This window comes from Acinetobacter sp. UBA1297, assembly GCF_002307755.1.
Classification (GTDB): Bacteria; Pseudomonadota; Gammaproteobacteria; order Pseudomonadales; family Moraxellaceae; genus Acinetobacter; species Acinetobacter radioresistens.
Genome location: NZ_DBUF01000009.1, coordinates 34038 through 51141, shown reverse-complemented (window position 1 = coordinate 51141; position 17104 = coordinate 34038). Strand labels below are relative to the sequence as shown.

The window sequence follows — 17104 nt, the reverse complement described above, 5'->3', positions numbered from 1 at the left end:
GCTAAAGTTTTTTATTCCACATTGCGTCACCTGACCAATATTTTAGGTCTGGTTCAGCACAATGTAGATGACTTTTTAAGATCTGATATTGGTCAGGAAGCACTTGGATTGTCTGAAAGTGAAATTGAAGAGCTTATTCAGCAGCGTGTAGATGCGAAAAAAGCAAAAGACTTTACCAAAGCAGATTCCATCCGACAAAATCTGCTGGACCAAGGTGTGGTTCTTGAAGATACCCGTCAGGGCACCTTATGGCGACGTGCAGATTAAACAAGCAGGACAAAGACTATTTTTAGTTTTTGTCCTGTTTTACTGAATATTTCTTGAATTAACACTGAAAAATATCTCTATAGAGTTGTGAAAAAGTTTAAAATACCATCGGTTGATACAACAGCTAATTGACAAGCCCGGAACAAGCCTTATAATACGCTGCATATTGCGGGAATAGCTCAGTTGGNNGGTCGCGAGTTCGAGTCTCGTTTCCCGCTCCAAAATTTAAAAAGCCTTTATCTTAGAGATAAAGGCTTTTTTTATGGCTATTCTATTAAAAATAAATAAGGTCTGACATAGCATCAAAATTTTTCTATAAGAGTTTACATAAATTCATCTTCAGTCATCACGATGATTCCATGCTGCCTAAGTAAAATAGCAGTCATTCCTTCGCCTGTAATTTTCTTTCCGGTAAATGAGCCATCATAAATCAGTTTTGAACCACAAGATGGACTATCTGCTTTTAGAATGACATGGCTGATATGATGCTGTTGTACCATTTTCAAAGTTTGATAGGCGCCATTTATAAAAGCCTGTGTGACATCCTGACCCGATGAGTCTAAGACTACTGCCTGCTGATTAAATACGTCTTGTGCCTGACCACCTACAATTTCAGCAGGTAATCGTGGTGTACTTAACCCTCCTGCTACTTCTGGACAGAAACTGATTGCCTGATGCGATTCAATTAAATATTTCAGCTTTTCCTGCAAGCAGTTTCCACCGTTATAGCGCACATTCTCACCAACCAGACACGCACTAATTAAGTATTTAACCATAATAATTTTTCTACCCTCTATCTCATCTGCTCAATTTTAAAGGCAGCTTTCGATAAAATATATTTCTTTAATTTCTGTATTCTCGAAATAAAATGATTAATTAATCAAGATATTCTATATTTAACTGATTATAAAATCTCCAGAATAAAATATTAAAAATATTTTTTAATCATATTATAAGATTAGTCTTCTATATTTTAATTATACCTTTAAAGGTATAACAATATACCGCTTAGGTTTTTGACTCATTTCATATTATCTCCTAAGTTATGCGGCGTAACATTTCAGATCAAGACTATTAATCAAGAAAATTTTCATTAAATTATTTTCAGGTAGTAACCCATAAATAATAACAAGGACGACCCTATTATGTTTCAAAAACACCGCATATTTTTTAAGCTTACGCTGGCAAGCACTTTAGCCCTCACCTTGGCTGCTTGTGGTGATGATAAATATGAGCAGACACGCTCAGCTGATCTGATTTTTGAAAGCGGTTCAGTTTATACCATGAACCCCAAATTGCCAGAAGCAGAAGCGGTAGCAGTCAAAGAAGGTAAAATTGTCTATGTAGGTGATGATACGGGACTAAAAGAGTGGCGTGGCAAGGACACCCAAATAATAAACTTGAAGGGAAAAATGTTGCTCCCTGGCTTTGTAGATACGCATAATCATGCTTATTTACGTGCAGAAAATATATACTGGGTAAATCTGGAAGCCCCTTCTTTGGACTCTTATAAAGCGGCTACCCAGAATTTTCTTGCAAAGCAGCCTGAAGTCAAGCAGGTACGTGGCGTCGGATGGAACTTGAACTATGTACTGGCACAGGCAAAAGCAGCAGGACGTTCGCCAGCACAACTGCTGGATGAAATTGTGGGTAAAGATATTCCGGCTGTATTTATTACTCATGGACATCATGAAGTATGGGCAAATACCCGAGCCATGCAAAATGCAGGTATCAATGCAACTACTCCAGATCCGGTGGGAGCATTTATTGATCGCGATAGCCAAGGTAACCCAACCGGAATCTTCCGTGAGTTTGGAGCACAAAATCTGGTTATTAGTACACTTCCCCAACCTGACTTTACAATAGCCGAATATAAAGCCGCCATACTTTCATTTCAAAAAGATCTGGCGCCACAGCGTGGCGTGACTTCTGTTCTTGTGCCATTGCATTATCCAACAGACAGTTTTCTGGATGCTATAAAAGCTCTAGATACTGAAGATGAATTAACCGTGCGCTATGATTTATTGCAATGGGCAGATGAAACACGTGGTACTGAACAGATTCCAGGTTTCGTAGAACGCCGTGCAAAATATCATGGCAAATTCTTCAAGACAGATTCAATCAAAATTTTTGGTACAGGTGCAAGCAGTACATATGGTTCAGTCGTCTGGGATCAGGAAGTTCTGAAAAAACCGTAGCTGCATTGGACCGTGAAAAATTCCGCATCTATATTCATGATATAGGGCCAACCAATACTTACAACCTTATGCTTGATGCTTTGGAGTATGCCCAAAAACAGAATGGCAAGCGCGATGCACGCCACATGATTACACACGTCAGTAATGAGGCTATCCCGACTATACCGCGCTTTCTCTCATTAGGTATCCGTGCAGATGGTCATCCCTTACCTAAAGCATTTTTCGATACCAATGTACAGCTTAGTTCATCTAGTGATTATCCAGTACGTGAATTCTATCCGATGACGCGAATCTCTGCCGGTGTTCAATCTGGCATCCCTTTAAGCAGAATGCTTGCCAGCCATACAATCAACGGCGCTGAAGCAATTTTTGCTGAAAACGAAACTGGTTCAATTGAGGTAGGTAAGGCTGCTGATCTGGTTGTAATGAGCCATAATTTATATGAGCTTAAAGCTGAGGAACTGGAAACTGCACAGGTTCTAATGACTATGTTTAATGGCAAGATTCTCTATGATGCTCAAACCGATCACACATCCAAAGAGCGTGTGACTGAGCAACCAGATAGCCATAATCATTAATCATATCTGGACAACCTTTAATAAAGTGAAAGTAAGATTATAGTTTGAATGGGCTAGTATTAATTTGAGAAAAATTAGAGCCGTCTTTATGAGAGAGGCTCCTTTAATATATTATTTTTTCTGGTTATCAAGAGACTGATTAAAAGAAAATTCAGCATCTTTAATAATTTTTTCCAGGAGTTTCCGATCCGTGAAAGCATCAAGCTGTCCTGCCTCAGACTTGGCTTTTCGGCTCATAAGATCGGCCGCTTCAGGATGACTAGTTAGTACAATATCAGCAGGCATTTTGCTTAAGCGGCGAAAACTCAGCTGATAATCCTGTACAATACCTGGATAAGTCTGATTATTCGATAATACATTTCCGGCAACAGATAAGCTGCATGGAAATACTACTTTTAGGGTTTTTCCATGTTCTTTTAAACTGGTTGACCAGGTGGTACACCCAGGAGTGTGGCCGGGAGTTAAGGTTGCCTTAAGATATATTTTTCCCATTTTAATGACTTCTTTATCTCTTAATATATGGTCAACTTTAACCGGAGTATAAGAAAAGGACTGAGGAATATTGTCTCCTTCAGGCTTACCTGTCGTTAAAGCTGTAACCTCTTTATCCATAGCAAATACTTTAGCACCTGTATTCTTCTGAATTTGTGCTAAAGCTCCAACATGATCCCAGTGTGCATGGCTGACCAAAATAATCTTTACATCTGAAAGCTTTAGCCCAAGTTTCAGTATATTCTGCTCAATTAAAGCAGCATTTTCTGTTAGGCCTGTGTCAATTAATATAGCTTTAGAACCAGAAACAATAAGATACGAGCCTAAACCGCGCGTACCCACATAGTAGATAGGGCCAGCAATCCTGAAAGGCTCTATACTTTGTGTCCATTCTGCTGGTAGCTTCAAAGGCTCGGCAAGGATATTGCTTGTAGAGACTGTAGCAAGACCGAAAATGAATAAAAACATATTTCTAATCTTCATTTAAAACATCACCTGATATTTATACTGTCGAAAATAAATAAAGGATTTTAAAAATTAATCTATTAAATTAAAATATATTTTCAAATTATATTTTAGGTTTGGTTTTTAGCTGCAAGAATATTAAAGCTGTTAGAATAATCCTTTATTTTAAGTTTATAGTTAAAAAAATAATGAGCCAGTCTTTAGTTTTATTAAAATTAACTTTTTTATAAAACTGGCTACTTGTAATAAGTTAAAAAATTTTCTTATAAAGTTTCTCTTATAATTAATTTTTTATTATTATTTTTAGAATACTGGATTTTTTATCCAGTTTTATACTTAATACCTATCCAATAGAGTTAATTCTAAAATTACTCTCCCCATACTTCTGCCACAATTTCATTCACCAATTGAAGTTTGCGCCACTGTGCGTCGTAAGGGACCCTATTTCCTTCTTCGGTTGAAGAGAAGCCACATTGTGGACTAAGTGCGAGCTGTTCAAGTGGTAAATATTGGGAAGCTTCATGAATACGTGCGATGATGGCCTGTTTATTTTCCAGCTCTTCTACCTTCGAAGTAATCAGACCGAGAACAACTTCTGCATTACTGCCTTGTAGTTTAGCTAAAGGTTCAAAACCACCTGCGCGCTCTGTGTCATATTCCAGAAAATAGCGGTCTATATTTTTAAGATGTTTAAAGATATAGTCTTCTATCGATTCATATCCACCCTGGTAGTGCCAGGTAGAAGAAAAATTACCACGACAGATATGCAGACCAACCACCAGATCTTCGGGCTTATTTTCAAGGGCAATATTCAGGGTCTGAACACAAAAGTCAGCTAACTGGTCCAAGTCGACCCCGGCGGCTTGCTCACGCGCACGGTCTTCTTCACTGATCAAATACGCCCAGAATACATCATCAATCTGCAAATATCGGCAGCCCAAGTCATAAAATGCTTGTACTGCTTTGCGGTAAGCCAGTCCCAAGTCAACCACATATTGCTGAATATCTTCACCATACGTATTATTAAAACGTAATTTAGGCCGCATCATCATATTTGGACTTGGAATGGTCATTTTAGCCATACCATTAGTGCCTACCGCATCATGCAAAAATTTATAATGCGCCAGATGTGGATGATTTTCTGGAAAATCGAGTTTGCCTACAATACGTACATTATGGGGTTTGGTCTCGACACCATGAAACTTTAAACCGACACTATCCTCATACCCTTCAGCACCGATCAGGTTTTCCATAAAATCATAATGCCACCAAGCACGACGTAATTCGCCATCAGTAATTGCCTTGATATTATTTTCTTTTTGCAACTCAATAATCTTTAATATTTCTTCATTTTCGATCTGAGTAAGTTCAGCTTGGCTCAATTTGGCATCAGCAACAGCTTGACGTGCTTCTTTTAGTCGTAAAGGACGCAGGAAACTGCCCACATGATCAGCTTTATAGCCAGCATATAGCTTTCGGGCTTGAGGAGATGTATTGCTCATAAATCAGCCTTAATATTAATAAAATTCAATATAGATACATTAAATACAATTTTATTCACTTTTGCGAATGCTCAAAAAACAACCTTTAAATAAACTATAAATATAAAAAACAAAATCTTATATTAATATTTGCTGATTAAAACAACACTATAATGAGTAAAACTCAAGTTAAATTGAAAATATATCAGCCTGTGAAGTGATAAAATTTAGAAAGGGCTTTACTTATAAGTCAACTGTTATTTGAATATTTAAATATGACTTCTTAGAGTTTAGAAAATAATAAACCAATAACAATAGATTGAATTCATCAAATTCTTAGCGAAAAGTTTTTTATTTAGTTATAGTACTGTAAAAACTATATCAACCCGCAACAGCCAGAATTTTCTGACTCTGCAAATGCCTCTTAATAGACTCCAATTTTTATCCGTATTTAATAATTCCATTGCTGGTGTTATTTGTGACAAATGTCATTACTCATGAGTAGCAACTATGGGGCACTAACTAATTCAGCTCTTGAATACAGTTTGACCTATATGAGAAACAGCGATGTTCTTGTCATAGGTGTATTATGCAATTTATTTTTTAGACCTTATTCTTCTGCTGTACGTATTAACCTAATGATGAAATATAGATGGTTTTTAATTCAGTTATAGGCGCAGGACGGGCATAAAAATAACCTTGTAAAAGATCACAGCCCTGCTGGTAGAGAAAGGCCGCCTGTTTCAGGGTTTCAACTCCTTCGGCTACAACTTCCAGGTTTAATTGATGGGCCAGATGGATAATGGACTGAACTATCGCAGCATCCTGGTCACTCTCTGTAAGATGCTCAATAAAACTGCGATCCAGTTTGATCTGGTTAATTGGTAAACGTCGTAAATAGCTCAAACTGGAATAACCTGTACCAAAGTCATCTATAGATACCTGTACCCCTAGCTCTCGTATAGATTTTAAAATTTCAATAGCACGGTCAGCGCCAATAATTACCATACCCTCAGTGACTTCTATTTTGAGAAGCTCAGGTGTTAATGTGCTAATGTCCAGTGCATGTTCCAGTTCTTGCAAGAAACCTGCTCTACGAAACTGTAAAGGCGAAATATTAACCGAAACAGTAAGCTGACTTTGATGAGTCTTATTCCATTCAGCAATATCCATACAGGCTTTTTTGAGCACCCATTGTCCAATTGCAACAATCTGTCCCGTTCTTTCAGCTAAAGGAATAAAAATATCGGGAAAAATATATCCCCGCTGTGGATGATTCCAGCGGATGAGTGCTTCCACGCCTTTGACCAGACCAGTTGCAGGATTAATCAAGGGTTGGTAAAACAGATTAAATTGATTATCGTTTAAAGCTTCCATCAGCTCTAGGCGTAAGTGCGCATAGTCAATTTCTGGCATAACTTTTTTATTGGCTTCTTCATACCAGTGCCAGGTATTACGACCTTGTCTTTTTGCTTCTTTCATGGCTAAAACAGCATGATATAAAAGTTCTGACGAACGCTGTATAGAACAGTCATCAGCAACAATACCAATACTGGCACTCAGATGGATTTTATGCTCATCAATTTGAAAAGGTTGTGTAAAGAGTTTTAGAATCTCTTCAGCAGTTGTAATTACATCTGACCGTTTATTTCGATTCACCATTAATAACGCAAACTCATCACCTGCAAAACGGCCCAAGAAATCGCCAGTTTGTAAAAGTGCTTGCAGGCGGTCGCTTACACTTTTAATAATCTGGTCACCAATCAGGTGCCCCAGACTATCATTGAGCGGCTTAAAATCGTCTAGATCAATATAACAGAGGAATAAAGGCCTGGAACTATGATGTTGAGTTTCGAAGGCCTGCTGTAAGTTGGTTTCAAAGGTCTGCCGGTTAGCTAGACCAGTCAAATGATCGTGACTATGCTGATGGGTAATATAGTCTTCATGAATACGCTGTTGAGTAATATCTTCCTGAATTCCCAAAAAATGTGTACATCTACCTGCCTCATCAAAAACCGGGCCCAACATTAAACGGTTCCAGAACCAGCTCCCGTCTTTACGATAATTTTTAACGGTTACTTGTATCTCTTTGTGTTCTTTTAAAGCCTGCTGTACTAAAGCAATCTTTTCAGCTTCTGTCTCCGGTCCTTGCAAAAAGTGGCATGTCTTGCCCATAACATCTTCTTCGGTATAACCCGTCATATGTAAAAAGGCTGGATTAACATAAACGATTTTTCGCTCGGCGGTAGCATCTGTAATTATAATTCCATTAGGACTGGCATTCACTCCACGTTTTAATAACCGCAAGTGTTCCTGATTTTTACGCCGTAATGTAATATCACGGGCAATACCGAATACTCCTGTTACCTGATGATTTTGTTTAATCGGTAAATTAGTCAGATCGAGCCAGATCATTTCACCAGAAGCATGATAAGCCGGTACCTCATAGTGTTGTGCATTTCCCTGCATTGCCTCTTTAAATGCTTTATCGGCAATATCACGATATTCAGCAGGTAAGAATGAACTGTAATGCTTTCCCCTGATTTGCTCATCAGAAAAACCAATAATTTTACGTGAGGCAATATTTGTACTCACCATGATACCTTGCGTATCAATTTCAAAAATTGCATCAGGGTGATAAGTATAAAAAGAACTATATTTTTCGCTTATTGCAATTCTCTGCTTGCGCTCAAGGTCAAGTTCGATTGCCAAGGCAACCATGGCCGCAGCCTGTTTTAATAACTTGATATTATGATCAGTAGGTTTTCTTAATGTCCGATAATAAGTTGCAAACGTCCCGTAAAGAGTTCCGCGTGCACTAAGAATAGGCGTCGACCAGCAGGTACAAAGCTTTTCGAGCTTGATTGAGGCCTGATAGGGAGTCCAGTAAATATCTTTCAATAAATTTTCACTGACGACCATTTTACGCAAATATGCTGCCCTGCCACATGTTCTTTCATCTGGTGCAATATTTATATTGTCTATGGTCTCCCCATACTGTTTAGAAAAATTCTGCTTGCCGCTTGTAAATTTCAGAATTTGTTCCTGTTCAGAATAAAGCATAATTGCTACAAGAACATTTGAAATGCGGGACTCTAGCCAGGTACTTGCCGCGCTTAAAATAAGATGAAGTTCAGTATGCTGACCAATCAGATTAAAAATATGGTAAGTATCGTGGTCATCACAATTGTTATTCATTTAGAATCCCTAACCTCCTTGGCTCTCTTACATTCTAGCTTTATCCCTAGCCTCATTATTATAACAAACTACCTTAATTCACCATTTTTCTACATTAGTTGCCTATTTTTTGTTTTTAGAAAGTAATCTTGATTCAGTTTTACCATTTTTTATCTGCTGAAATCTAGCTCCAAGAAGGTTTTAATTAGAATTAAATCAATCTGGCCCTGATCCAGCTTCATAGTTTAATTTTTTACATAATTAAAATTTTAATAAAATCTATTAGACTTTTATATTAAAGATATAAATTTATAGATATTAGCTTTAAGTTAATTTAACTAATATAGGTTAATACTTAATAATTTTTTATAAATATAAATTTTAAATTTATTTCTTAAGCAAAATAGAATAATTAAAATCTATTACCTTATACTAATTTATAAATTTTAATTTTCATAAAGATAATAAAATAATATAAAAATAGATTTCAATCGAATGTATATAATTTTCTAAGGCCGCTTTATATTGGGGCTTAAATTAGTTCTATTTCTAAAAATTTACATAAATTTTAAATTAGATCAAGAATTTTATTTAAATATTAATTTATATTTTTCAGTAAATTAATATATTTTATTTTTTATTTAGAAAACTGGCACTACTTTTGCTAAGCATTTAGACAGACACAAAATAAAAACAGGAGTGTTTGTGATGCATAACTCATCAGCAACAGATGTACTAGAGAATAGTCCTTCTTCTGCCGCCAATGAAACCCTAGAGGATTATACGTTACGTTATGCGCCTCACAGTTTTAGACGCTGGAGTCCAAAGGTAGTAGCCATTACAGCATTAGGCGGAATTGCTTATCTGGCAGATTTTTCTATTGGTGCCAGTATCGGCATGGCATATGGTACTACAAATGCAGTGTTTTCAATTCTATTTGCGGCGCTCATTATTTTTTTAACAGGTATTCCACTGGCTTATTATGCAGCACGTTACAATATTGATCTGGACCTGATTACACGTGGAGCCGGTTTTGGCTACTTTGGTTCAGTGCTAACCAGTATCATCTTTGCCAGTTTTACCTTTATTTTCTTTGCGCTTGAGGGATCAATTATGGCGCAAGGCTTGTTACTGGGTTTAGGTATTCCCCTCTGGGCAGGCTATCTGGTCTCTACCGTGCTGGTTATTCCACTGGTGATTTATGGTATGAAAGCTCTCACTAAATTACAGGTCTGGACTACCCCAATCTGGCTGATACTGATGATCGGACCGGTCGCTTATCTGATTTATCAGGAACCTGATCTGATAAGCCAGTTTGCTGCTTATGGCGGAAATGAGGGATTTGCAGTATTAGACATGGCAGCAATCATGCTGGGTGCAGGAATCTGTCTTTCACTCATCATGCAAATTGGTGAACAGATTGATTACCTGCGTTTTATGCCCGCTAAAACTAAGGAAAATAGTAAATCCTGGTGGATCGCAGTAATTTCTGCAGGTCCGGGTTGGGTCATTTTGGGTGCAATCAAGCAAATTATTGGGGCATTTTTAGGTTTTTATCTTCTTACAAAAATTCCAGGCGTAAATAGTACTGAACCTGTGCAACAGTTCAATGCAGCATTCCATGACATGTTACCAGGCTGGCTGGCTCTCAGTCTTGCTGTCATTCTGGTGGTAATTTCACAGATCAAAATCAATGTTACCAATGCCTATTCAGGATCACTGGCTTGGACGAGTGCTTATACCCGTATTACCAAGCATTATCCGGGTCGGATTATCTTTGTGATGGTCAATCTGGCCATTGCACTGGCACTGATGGAAGGCAATATGTTTGCAGTTTTAGGTAAAATTCTAGGTTTTTACTCTAACTTTGCAATTGCCTGGGTAGTGGTGGTTGCGACTGATATTGCTATTAATAAATATGTACTAAAGCTTTCTCCTAAAGAGCCTGAATACCGCCGTGACATGCTTTATAACATTAACCCGGTAGGCATGGTGTCATTTCTGGTAGCGGCTGGTTTATCTATTGCGGCATTCTTTGGCCTGCTTGGTGAATTTCTGGCACCTTATTCCCCACTGATTGCACTATTGGTAGCCTTTATCCTGACGCCCCTGATGGGTTTACTGACCAAGGGCAAATACTATATTAAAAATAGTAATGATGGTCTGAAAGAGGCACGCTACGATACAGAAGGGACTCCGGTAGCAACTGTCTATCACTGTATAGCATGTAATGAAAATTATGAACGGCCAGATGTGATGTATTCGCATCGGCACAGTGGAGTGATCTGTTCTTTGTGCAAAACAATGGAAAAATAATAAATATAAGAGAACAAGAATAAAAATAAAGAAAATAATAAAATCATACATCAGGCTTCTATTTAGAAGCCTATTTTTATTGCCAGATATTAATATTTTGTACTTATTAATTTATTTCAAAGTATTTATTACTAATCTTTTAAAATAATTAATTCACTCTTATTTTTAAATTCAATGATAATTAAAAATGAAATATCTTATATTTGAATAATTAAACATCTCTATTATTAAATTCTTCAGCTACTTTAGACTATAGCGATAATTAACTTGATATAGATAATGCTAATTTTCTAAAGCTGATTACTCATGCCTTAACTTGATACGAGGCAAGATGCATAGCTGCTTGTATCCATAGAATTTCAGAAGAGTTAAGAGCCAAACAAGTATTTAGCTCTTAAACAGCAAGAAATAAGAAAAACTAAGCAAGGCCTATCAGGGCCACAATTGCTGCACACGCCCCAACAATTTTTTTGCCATAAGGAATATAGCGTGTAATCAATGCTCCAAGGCCCAAGCCTGCGATATAAATCAAAGACATCGCTATTATCATACCTGAAACAAGTCCGGCGATATGGCCTGAATGACCGAGCTCATTACCATGAGCAATACCATGAAAAGTTACCAGTAATGCTGTAGCCACAGGTAGAATTATTCTGGATTTTGACCATAGTGCAAGAGTAACCATCAACAGTGAGGCAATAATGCCATACTCGGCAAGACTGCTCGAAAATAACTGTTGCTGACCCAGCACGAAACCAAATACCAGTGCGGTAGCCATACTGGCCATGCCAAGTATTTTCCACTGTCTGGCTGCGGACCAAAGTAAAACGCCCAACGCCAGTGCCATAATCATATGGTCCAAGCCTGTAAAAGGATGCAGGAAACCCGCGCTAAAACCTGAGTGTTGGTCATGCCCCGGATGTGCCTGACTGACTGCTGGTATCAGGCCAAGCATTATTAAACTGGCTCTTTGAATGATATTTTTCATATAAGTGTCCTCAGGCTTTAAATAGTCCTTGTTTTTCAATAAATTCTATAATTTCATTTAAACCATCTTGAGTTTTCATGTTGGAAAATAAAAATGGTTTTTCACCACGCATACGTTTGGCGTCTTGGTCCATAACGTCCAGATTTGCTCCAACCATTGGCGCCAGATCAGTTTTATTGATAATCAGAAGATCAGATTTAGTAATTCCCGGCCCGCCTTTACGTGGAATTTTTTCTCCTCCTGCAACATCGATGACATATAGTGTCAGATCAGAAAGTTCAGGACTAAACGTTGCGGCCAGATTATCTCCACCACTTTCAATAATGATCAGTTCCAGTCCATCAAACTTCTCACATAAATCATCAATCGCTGCCAGATTAATTGAAGCATCCTCACGAATAGCGGTATGCGGACAGCCTCCCGTTTCTACCCCGACAATACGATCTGGACTCATAGCCTCATGACGGGTCAGGAAGTTTGAATCTTCCTTGGTGTAGATATCATTAGTGACCACGGCCATATTGTATTTATCCCGTAAGACACGGCATAGATTCAAGGTAAGAGCTGTTTTACCTGAACCTACCGGTCCGCCAATGCCAACTCTTAATGGACTACGTTCTGTCATCTTATTTTCCTTTTTAATTTCACAACTTACTTTGAATTTTTAAACCAGCGCTTCATTCACGACCTAAATAAACGTGAATATTGGGTTTCATGTGTCATACTCAGCATGGCATATTGCGGCAAACTGCTACTCAGTTCATCATCCTGTAGTATTAAAGCCTGCTCTACTGCATGCGGGATTAGTTCATGCAGATGCCATAGAATTCGCTGGCCACTCATCTGTCCAAGTGGAATAGTCTTGACTGCTGCCAGTACCTGATTTTCCAGAACACTAAAGGTATAAGCAGTTAAGACATCAGCTATATTTAGTTGTAGTTGACCACATAGCTGGGCATATACCGGAACAAAACCAAACTGTTTTTTAACAGTTACTGGAAGTTTTAGAACATCTCGTATCCAGGCATTTAGGGAAAACGCCAGTTGCTGTGACTCCGCCAGCAATTCTCTGCTTTCACGACTGGCACGATATAAGTTTGACCAGTATAAAAATTGCTCTTCATCGGCGTAAAACTGTATCAGGCGTTGAAGTACAGGCAATTCAAAGCGTACTAGCAGCATTTCAAGTACTTCTTCAAAATAGGCAATACTAGAAACTTCATCATGAATAATGCCCTGATCAATCGCACTTTCCACACCCTGTGAATAGCAGTAAGCACCTATCGGCAAGGCTGTAGAAGAGAGTGTTAGCAGTTTGAGAAGCTGGCTGGCATTAGTGATGGCCATGAGCATGTAAAGCTTTAATTGGACTTAGACGATGTTCATGACTGTGTTGTGCATAGGCACCACTTTCTGGTTCAAAAGGATGCTCGATTTCAGAAACGGTTAGACCCAGTCCTGTAACCATTTCTGCCAGCACATGGTCAGGTTCAAAATATAAAGCGCTAGGTGTGAGCATCAGCGGAACATGACGGTTACCCAGGTGATAGGCTGCTTTTACCAAATCAAAGTCGCTCTGGGCGATCACCTGCATCAAACGTTCAGGTTTGGCATCTATACGCAAAATATCACCCTGCTCTGTGGCAATAAATGAACCACTTCTTAAAATACCTGTACGAGGTAAATCTGCACCAATATCGATACCTGAATTTAAGGTCGCACGAAAACGGCTTTTTTGACGGGTATCAAATGTCAGCTCAACAATTTCAAAGGAACTGTTATGGTGAATAGTCTCTAATCGCTGGGTATAGATTTTCATGCTTATCCTTTTTAAAGCAAAGATCCCTAACAATTGAATGTTTTATAATTCTCATATTAAGTATCAGTAGTTTTACGCCTCAAAATTAAGCATTTTTCGTGCCAATAAGGTTTTTATTGGTGCATTTATTTCCTGAACTCGCCAATTAATTTAGTAAGTTGTTCCATTCCATCAAATGTAGTCGGAATTTTATCGTCAGAAGACACAAGTGGTGAGAAGATTATGTTCTCAAACTTTTCAAAACCAGATGAGTTTTTCTTATGTAACTTTTCAGAGTCTTCTGCATAGTTATAAATAAATTGGCAGAGCGCCATTCGTAGTTCAAGTTGCCTCATTTGAGATTGAACCGAACGAACATGCTGTAGTCCTACTCTCACAAAATAAAAAACAATAATCATGAAGGTAGTAACGGGTAATGATAAATAAATAATAAATTTAAGTCCTTGTTCACCTAAACTGAAATATAAAAATATAAAAAGTGCGATTGAGCATAACGGCGTAAAAAATAACATTGCACCAAAAGCAGAATATCCATCTCTCCTACTTTTCAATTCCTCTTTTTTCTGTTCATAGAGTTGCTTAAGCCCCTTATTTAAAAGAACAAAATCATATTTAGTTTTATATTCTTCAAGTTTATTTTCTAAATTTTCTACTTCATCTCGCTTAGTTTCGAATGTACTATTCCAAGTATTGATAGCATTATTAGCTTCATTTAACTTACTATTTAATTCCGCTATATTTTTAATTTCATTGGAATGAAATAACTCTTTAAAAATTTGGAATGGCAAATCTCTTTCAGCAAATCTAACATAACGTCTAAAATTGGGATCATTGGAATATTTGGTATTAACAAAGTCAATAACGCTGCCTACTTCCAAAGAAATTGAATTACTCAATCCACCTAGAATAAAAGTTAGTTCAGAAAAATAGATATTGATTAAATTTAAACTGATGTCGAATAGATAGATTAAATCAGATTCTAAATTACTATCTTTATATTTCTTGAGGGCTTGATCTATGACTTTTACGAAATCAGATACAGGTTGTTTCCTCGAATATTCGATATATTGATCATAATCACTTAAATCAAGATTCGTGTTAAAAACGCGGGTTGCAGTTAGAAAATGGTTGGCTAAGTTTTTAATACTTTCTGCGTACGTGTCATCTTCTATTATGCTCCTTGCCAGTGATTCGACTTGATCAAATTTAAGCTTAAATTCCTGACTTTCAAATTTAAAAGCCATCTTCACCCTCAATTATTTTAATAGTAAAGATGGCATATTGATCTAAATTACCATTTAAAACAAGAAGTAACGCTGCGCCATTGGTAACACTTCCGCAGGTTCACACGTCAGTAATTTCCCATCTGCCCGTACCTCGTAAATTTCCGGGTCTACTTCCATCACAGGACAGTAAGTATTTAGCTTCATATCCGCTTTAGTGAGGTTACGTGTTTCTTTGCATGGACTGATGAGCTTTTTTAGTCCCAATTTTTTATGTACACCTCTCTCAATCGCTACTTGTGACAAGAAGGTAATACAGGTATTGTGCACACCTCGTGGAAATGCCCCGAACATTGGGCGGTAATGTACAGGCTGCGGGGTTGGAATAGAGGCATTAATATCGCCCATAGGCGCAGCAGCAATCATGCCTCCTTTAATAATCATGGAAGGTTTCACCCCAAAAAATGCCGGTTTCCACAGTACCAGATCAGCCAGCTTACCGACTTCTATTGAGCCGATTTCATGGCTTAATCCATGTGTAATTGCCGGATTAATTGTATATTTGGCGATGTAGCGTTTTACACGGTTATTGTCATGACTGGCATTATCGCCTTCTAATGTACCGCGTTGTACTTTCATTTTGTGCGCGGTTTGCCAGGTACGGATAATAACTTCACCTACACGACCCATGGCTTGCGAGTCTGATGACATCATGGCAATTGCGCCCAAGTCTTGCAGAATATCTTCTGCTGCAATGGTCTCACGACGTATACGGCTTTCTGCAAAGGCTACATCTTCAGCAATAGCTGGGTCGAGATGATGGCAGACCATCAGCATGTCCAGATGCTCATCAATAGTATTTACCGTATAAGGCCGGGTCGGGTTAGTAGAGGATGGTAGAACATTCGGCTGCCCGATTGCTTTTAAAATGTCTGGGGCATGTCCGCCACCCGCACCTTCGGTATGGTAAGTGTGAATCGTACGATCTTTAAATGCTGCCAGGGTCTCTTCCAGAAATCCGCTTTCATTTAAAGTATCGGTATGTATGGCGACCTGTACATCATAATTTTCTGCTACAGTTAAACAGTTATCGATGGCCGCTGGCGTTGATCCCCAATCCTCATGAAGTTTTAAGCCCACCACACCAGCTTGGATCTGCTCGGCAACTGGTTCCGGTTTGCTTAAGTTACCTTTACCCAGTAAACCAATATTCATGGGCAAATCATCAATGGCCTGCAACATGGTCGAGATATGCCATGGCCCTGGAGTAACAGTAGTTGCCGAAGTACCTGCAGCAGGCCCGGTTCCACCACCAATCATGGTAGTGACACCTGACATGAGTGCAGTTTCTACCTGCTGCGGACAAATCCAGTGAATATGCGTATCAACTCCCCCTGCAGTCAGAATCTGCCCTTCACCTGCAATCACTTCAGTTGCTGCTCCTAAAGGAATAGTAATGTTGGGTTGAATATCCGGGTTACCAGCCTTACCAATTTTCCAGATCCGGCCATTTTTTAGACCGACATCAGCCTTAATAATTCCCCACCAGTCGACAATTAAAGCATTGGTAATTATGGTATCGGCCACCTCCTCTGCTAGCAGCTGCGACTGCCCCATTCCATCACGAATGACTTTACCACCGCCAAACTTGACCTCTTCGCCATAGGTAGTCAGGTCTTGTTCGACTTCAATAAACAGTTCGGTATCTGCCAAACGAACCCGGTCACCGAGTGTTGGACCAAACATTTCCGCATAGGCACGGCGTGACATTTTCATTTCTTGTGTTCCTGTTCTTCCAGCTTGCCCATTACACGACCCGCAAACCCGTATACTTCGCGCTTGCCTGCCAGTGCAACCAGCTCTATAGAGCGGCTTTGACCGGGTTCAAAACGCACTGCTGTACCCGCAGCAATATTGAGCCGGTAGCCTTTTGTGGCTTCCCGGTTAAATTGCAATGCATCATTCGCTTCATAAAAATGAAAATGTGAACCCACCTGAACTGGACGGTCTCCGGCATTTGCTACAGTGATTTTCAAGGTCCGACGACCGACATTCATTTCAATGTCGAGGTCAGGGGTAAAAATTTCACCCGGAATCATA

General features: G+C 38.6%; 15 protein-coding genes and 1 tRNA gene. 5 read left to right on the top strand and 11 right to left on the bottom strand.

Annotated elements, in window-relative coordinates; translation table 11 throughout:
• Nucleotides 1-267: CysS/YqeB C-terminal domain-containing protein (locus B3R63_RS04375; protein ID WP_422652247.1), on the top strand; the 267-nt coding region annotated here is incomplete at its 5' end.
• Nucleotides 268-435: 168 nt separating this feature from the next.
• A tRNA-OTHER gene (locus B3R63_RS04370) sits at nt 436-488 on the top strand.
• 102 nt (nt 489-590) lie between these two features.
• On the opposite strand, the gene B3R63_RS04365 is transcribed toward B3R63_RS04370, so the two are convergent.
• A complete protein-coding gene (locus B3R63_RS04365) occupies nt 591-1043 on the bottom strand; it encodes a DUF523 domain-containing protein (RefSeq protein ID WP_286728404.1) in 453 nt (150 codons plus the stop codon).
• Between the two features lie 369 nt (nt 1044-1412).
• Here B3R63_RS04365 and B3R63_RS04360 point away from each other — a divergent pair, with 369 nt between their 5' ends.
• Both B3R63_RS04360 and B3R63_RS04355 read left to right on the top strand, forming a co-directional pair.
• Nucleotides 1413-2465, top strand: a complete 1053-nt coding sequence (locus B3R63_RS04360; RefSeq protein WP_286728403.1) for an amidohydrolase — start codon at nt 1413-1415, stop codon at nt 2463-2465.
• A 5-nt stretch (nt 2466-2470) separates the two neighbouring features.
• Nucleotides 2471-3043 (top strand): amidohydrolase family protein, encoded by a 573-nt coding sequence (locus tag B3R63_RS04355; RefSeq protein WP_250706214.1) that lies wholly within the window; start codon nt 2471-2473, stop codon nt 3041-3043.
• A 111-nt stretch (nt 3044-3154) separates the two neighbouring features.
• On the opposite strand, the gene bla is transcribed toward B3R63_RS04355, so the two are convergent.
• The 3 genes from bla to B3R63_RS04340 all read right to left on the bottom strand — a co-directional run bounded on the left by bla (nt 3155) and on the right by B3R63_RS04340 (nt 8679).
• Entirely contained in the window at nt 3155-4018 is an 864-nt protein-coding gene (gene bla / locus B3R63_RS04350) for a putative subclass B3 metallo-beta-lactamase (RefSeq protein WP_101162569.1), read from the bottom strand.
• Between the two features lie 350 nt (nt 4019-4368).
• Nucleotides 4369-5502 carry a 5-methyltetrahydropteroyltriglutamate--homocysteine S-methyltransferase gene (locus B3R63_RS04345; protein ID WP_075041285.1) on the bottom strand — a complete coding sequence of 378 codons (1134 nt, stop codon included), beginning with the start codon at nt 5500-5502 and terminating at the stop codon, nt 4369-4371.
• A gap of 609 nt (nt 5503-6111) precedes the next feature.
• The gene (locus B3R63_RS04340) at nt 6112-8679 is read right to left on the bottom strand and encodes a bifunctional diguanylate cyclase/phosphodiesterase (protein WP_286728402.1); all 2568 of its coding nucleotides are present in this window, start codon (nt 8677-8679) and stop codon (nt 6112-6114) included.
• Between the two features lie 687 nt (nt 8680-9366).
• Here B3R63_RS04340 and B3R63_RS04335 point away from each other — a divergent pair.
• On the top strand, nt 9367-10974 hold the full coding sequence (locus B3R63_RS04335; protein WP_286728401.1) for a purine-cytosine permease family protein: 1608 nt from the start codon (nt 9367-9369) through the stop codon (nt 10972-10974).
• A 418-nt stretch (nt 10975-11392) separates the two neighbouring features.
• On the opposite strand, the gene B3R63_RS04330 is transcribed toward B3R63_RS04335, so the two are convergent.
• From B3R63_RS04330 to B3R63_RS04300, 7 genes are all read right to left on the bottom strand, one after another.
• The gene (locus B3R63_RS04330; RefSeq protein WP_265779114.1) at nt 11393-11962 is read right to left on the bottom strand and encodes a HupE/UreJ family protein; all 570 of its coding nucleotides are present in this window, start codon (nt 11960-11962) and stop codon (nt 11393-11395) included.
• A gap of 10 nt (nt 11963-11972) precedes the next feature.
• Complete coding sequence (ureG, locus tag B3R63_RS04325; RefSeq protein WP_005019668.1) at nt 11973-12587, bottom strand: urease accessory protein UreG; 615 nt, start codon at nt 12585-12587, stop codon at nt 11973-11975.
• A 56-nt stretch (nt 12588-12643) separates the two neighbouring features.
• The gene (locus tag B3R63_RS04320; RefSeq protein WP_265779113.1) at nt 12644-13309 is read right to left on the bottom strand and encodes an urease accessory protein UreF; all 666 of its coding nucleotides are present in this window, start codon (nt 13307-13309) and stop codon (nt 12644-12646) included.
• Complete coding sequence (gene ureE / locus B3R63_RS04315) at nt 13296-13781, bottom strand: urease accessory protein UreE (RefSeq protein WP_286728399.1); 486 nt, start codon at nt 13779-13781, stop codon at nt 13296-13298. Before ureE ends, B3R63_RS04320 begins: the two co-directional genes overlap by 14 nt.
• A gap of 125 nt (nt 13782-13906) precedes the next feature.
• A complete protein-coding gene (locus tag B3R63_RS04310; RefSeq protein ID WP_265779111.1) occupies nt 13907-15025 on the bottom strand; it encodes a hypothetical protein in 1119 nt (372 codons plus the stop codon).
• Between the two features lie 54 nt (nt 15026-15079).
• Nucleotides 15080-16780, bottom strand: coding sequence for an urease subunit alpha (gene ureC / locus B3R63_RS04305; protein WP_075041281.1), 1701 nt, complete (start codon nt 16778-16780; stop codon nt 15080-15082).
• The gene (locus B3R63_RS04300) at nt 16777-17103 is read right to left on the bottom strand and encodes an urease subunit beta (RefSeq protein ID WP_075041280.1); all 327 of its coding nucleotides are present in this window, start codon (nt 17101-17103) and stop codon (nt 16777-16779) included. The genes ureC and B3R63_RS04300 overlap by 4 nt, the downstream gene beginning before the upstream one ends.
• Between the last annotated feature and the right edge of the window lies 1 nt (nt 17104).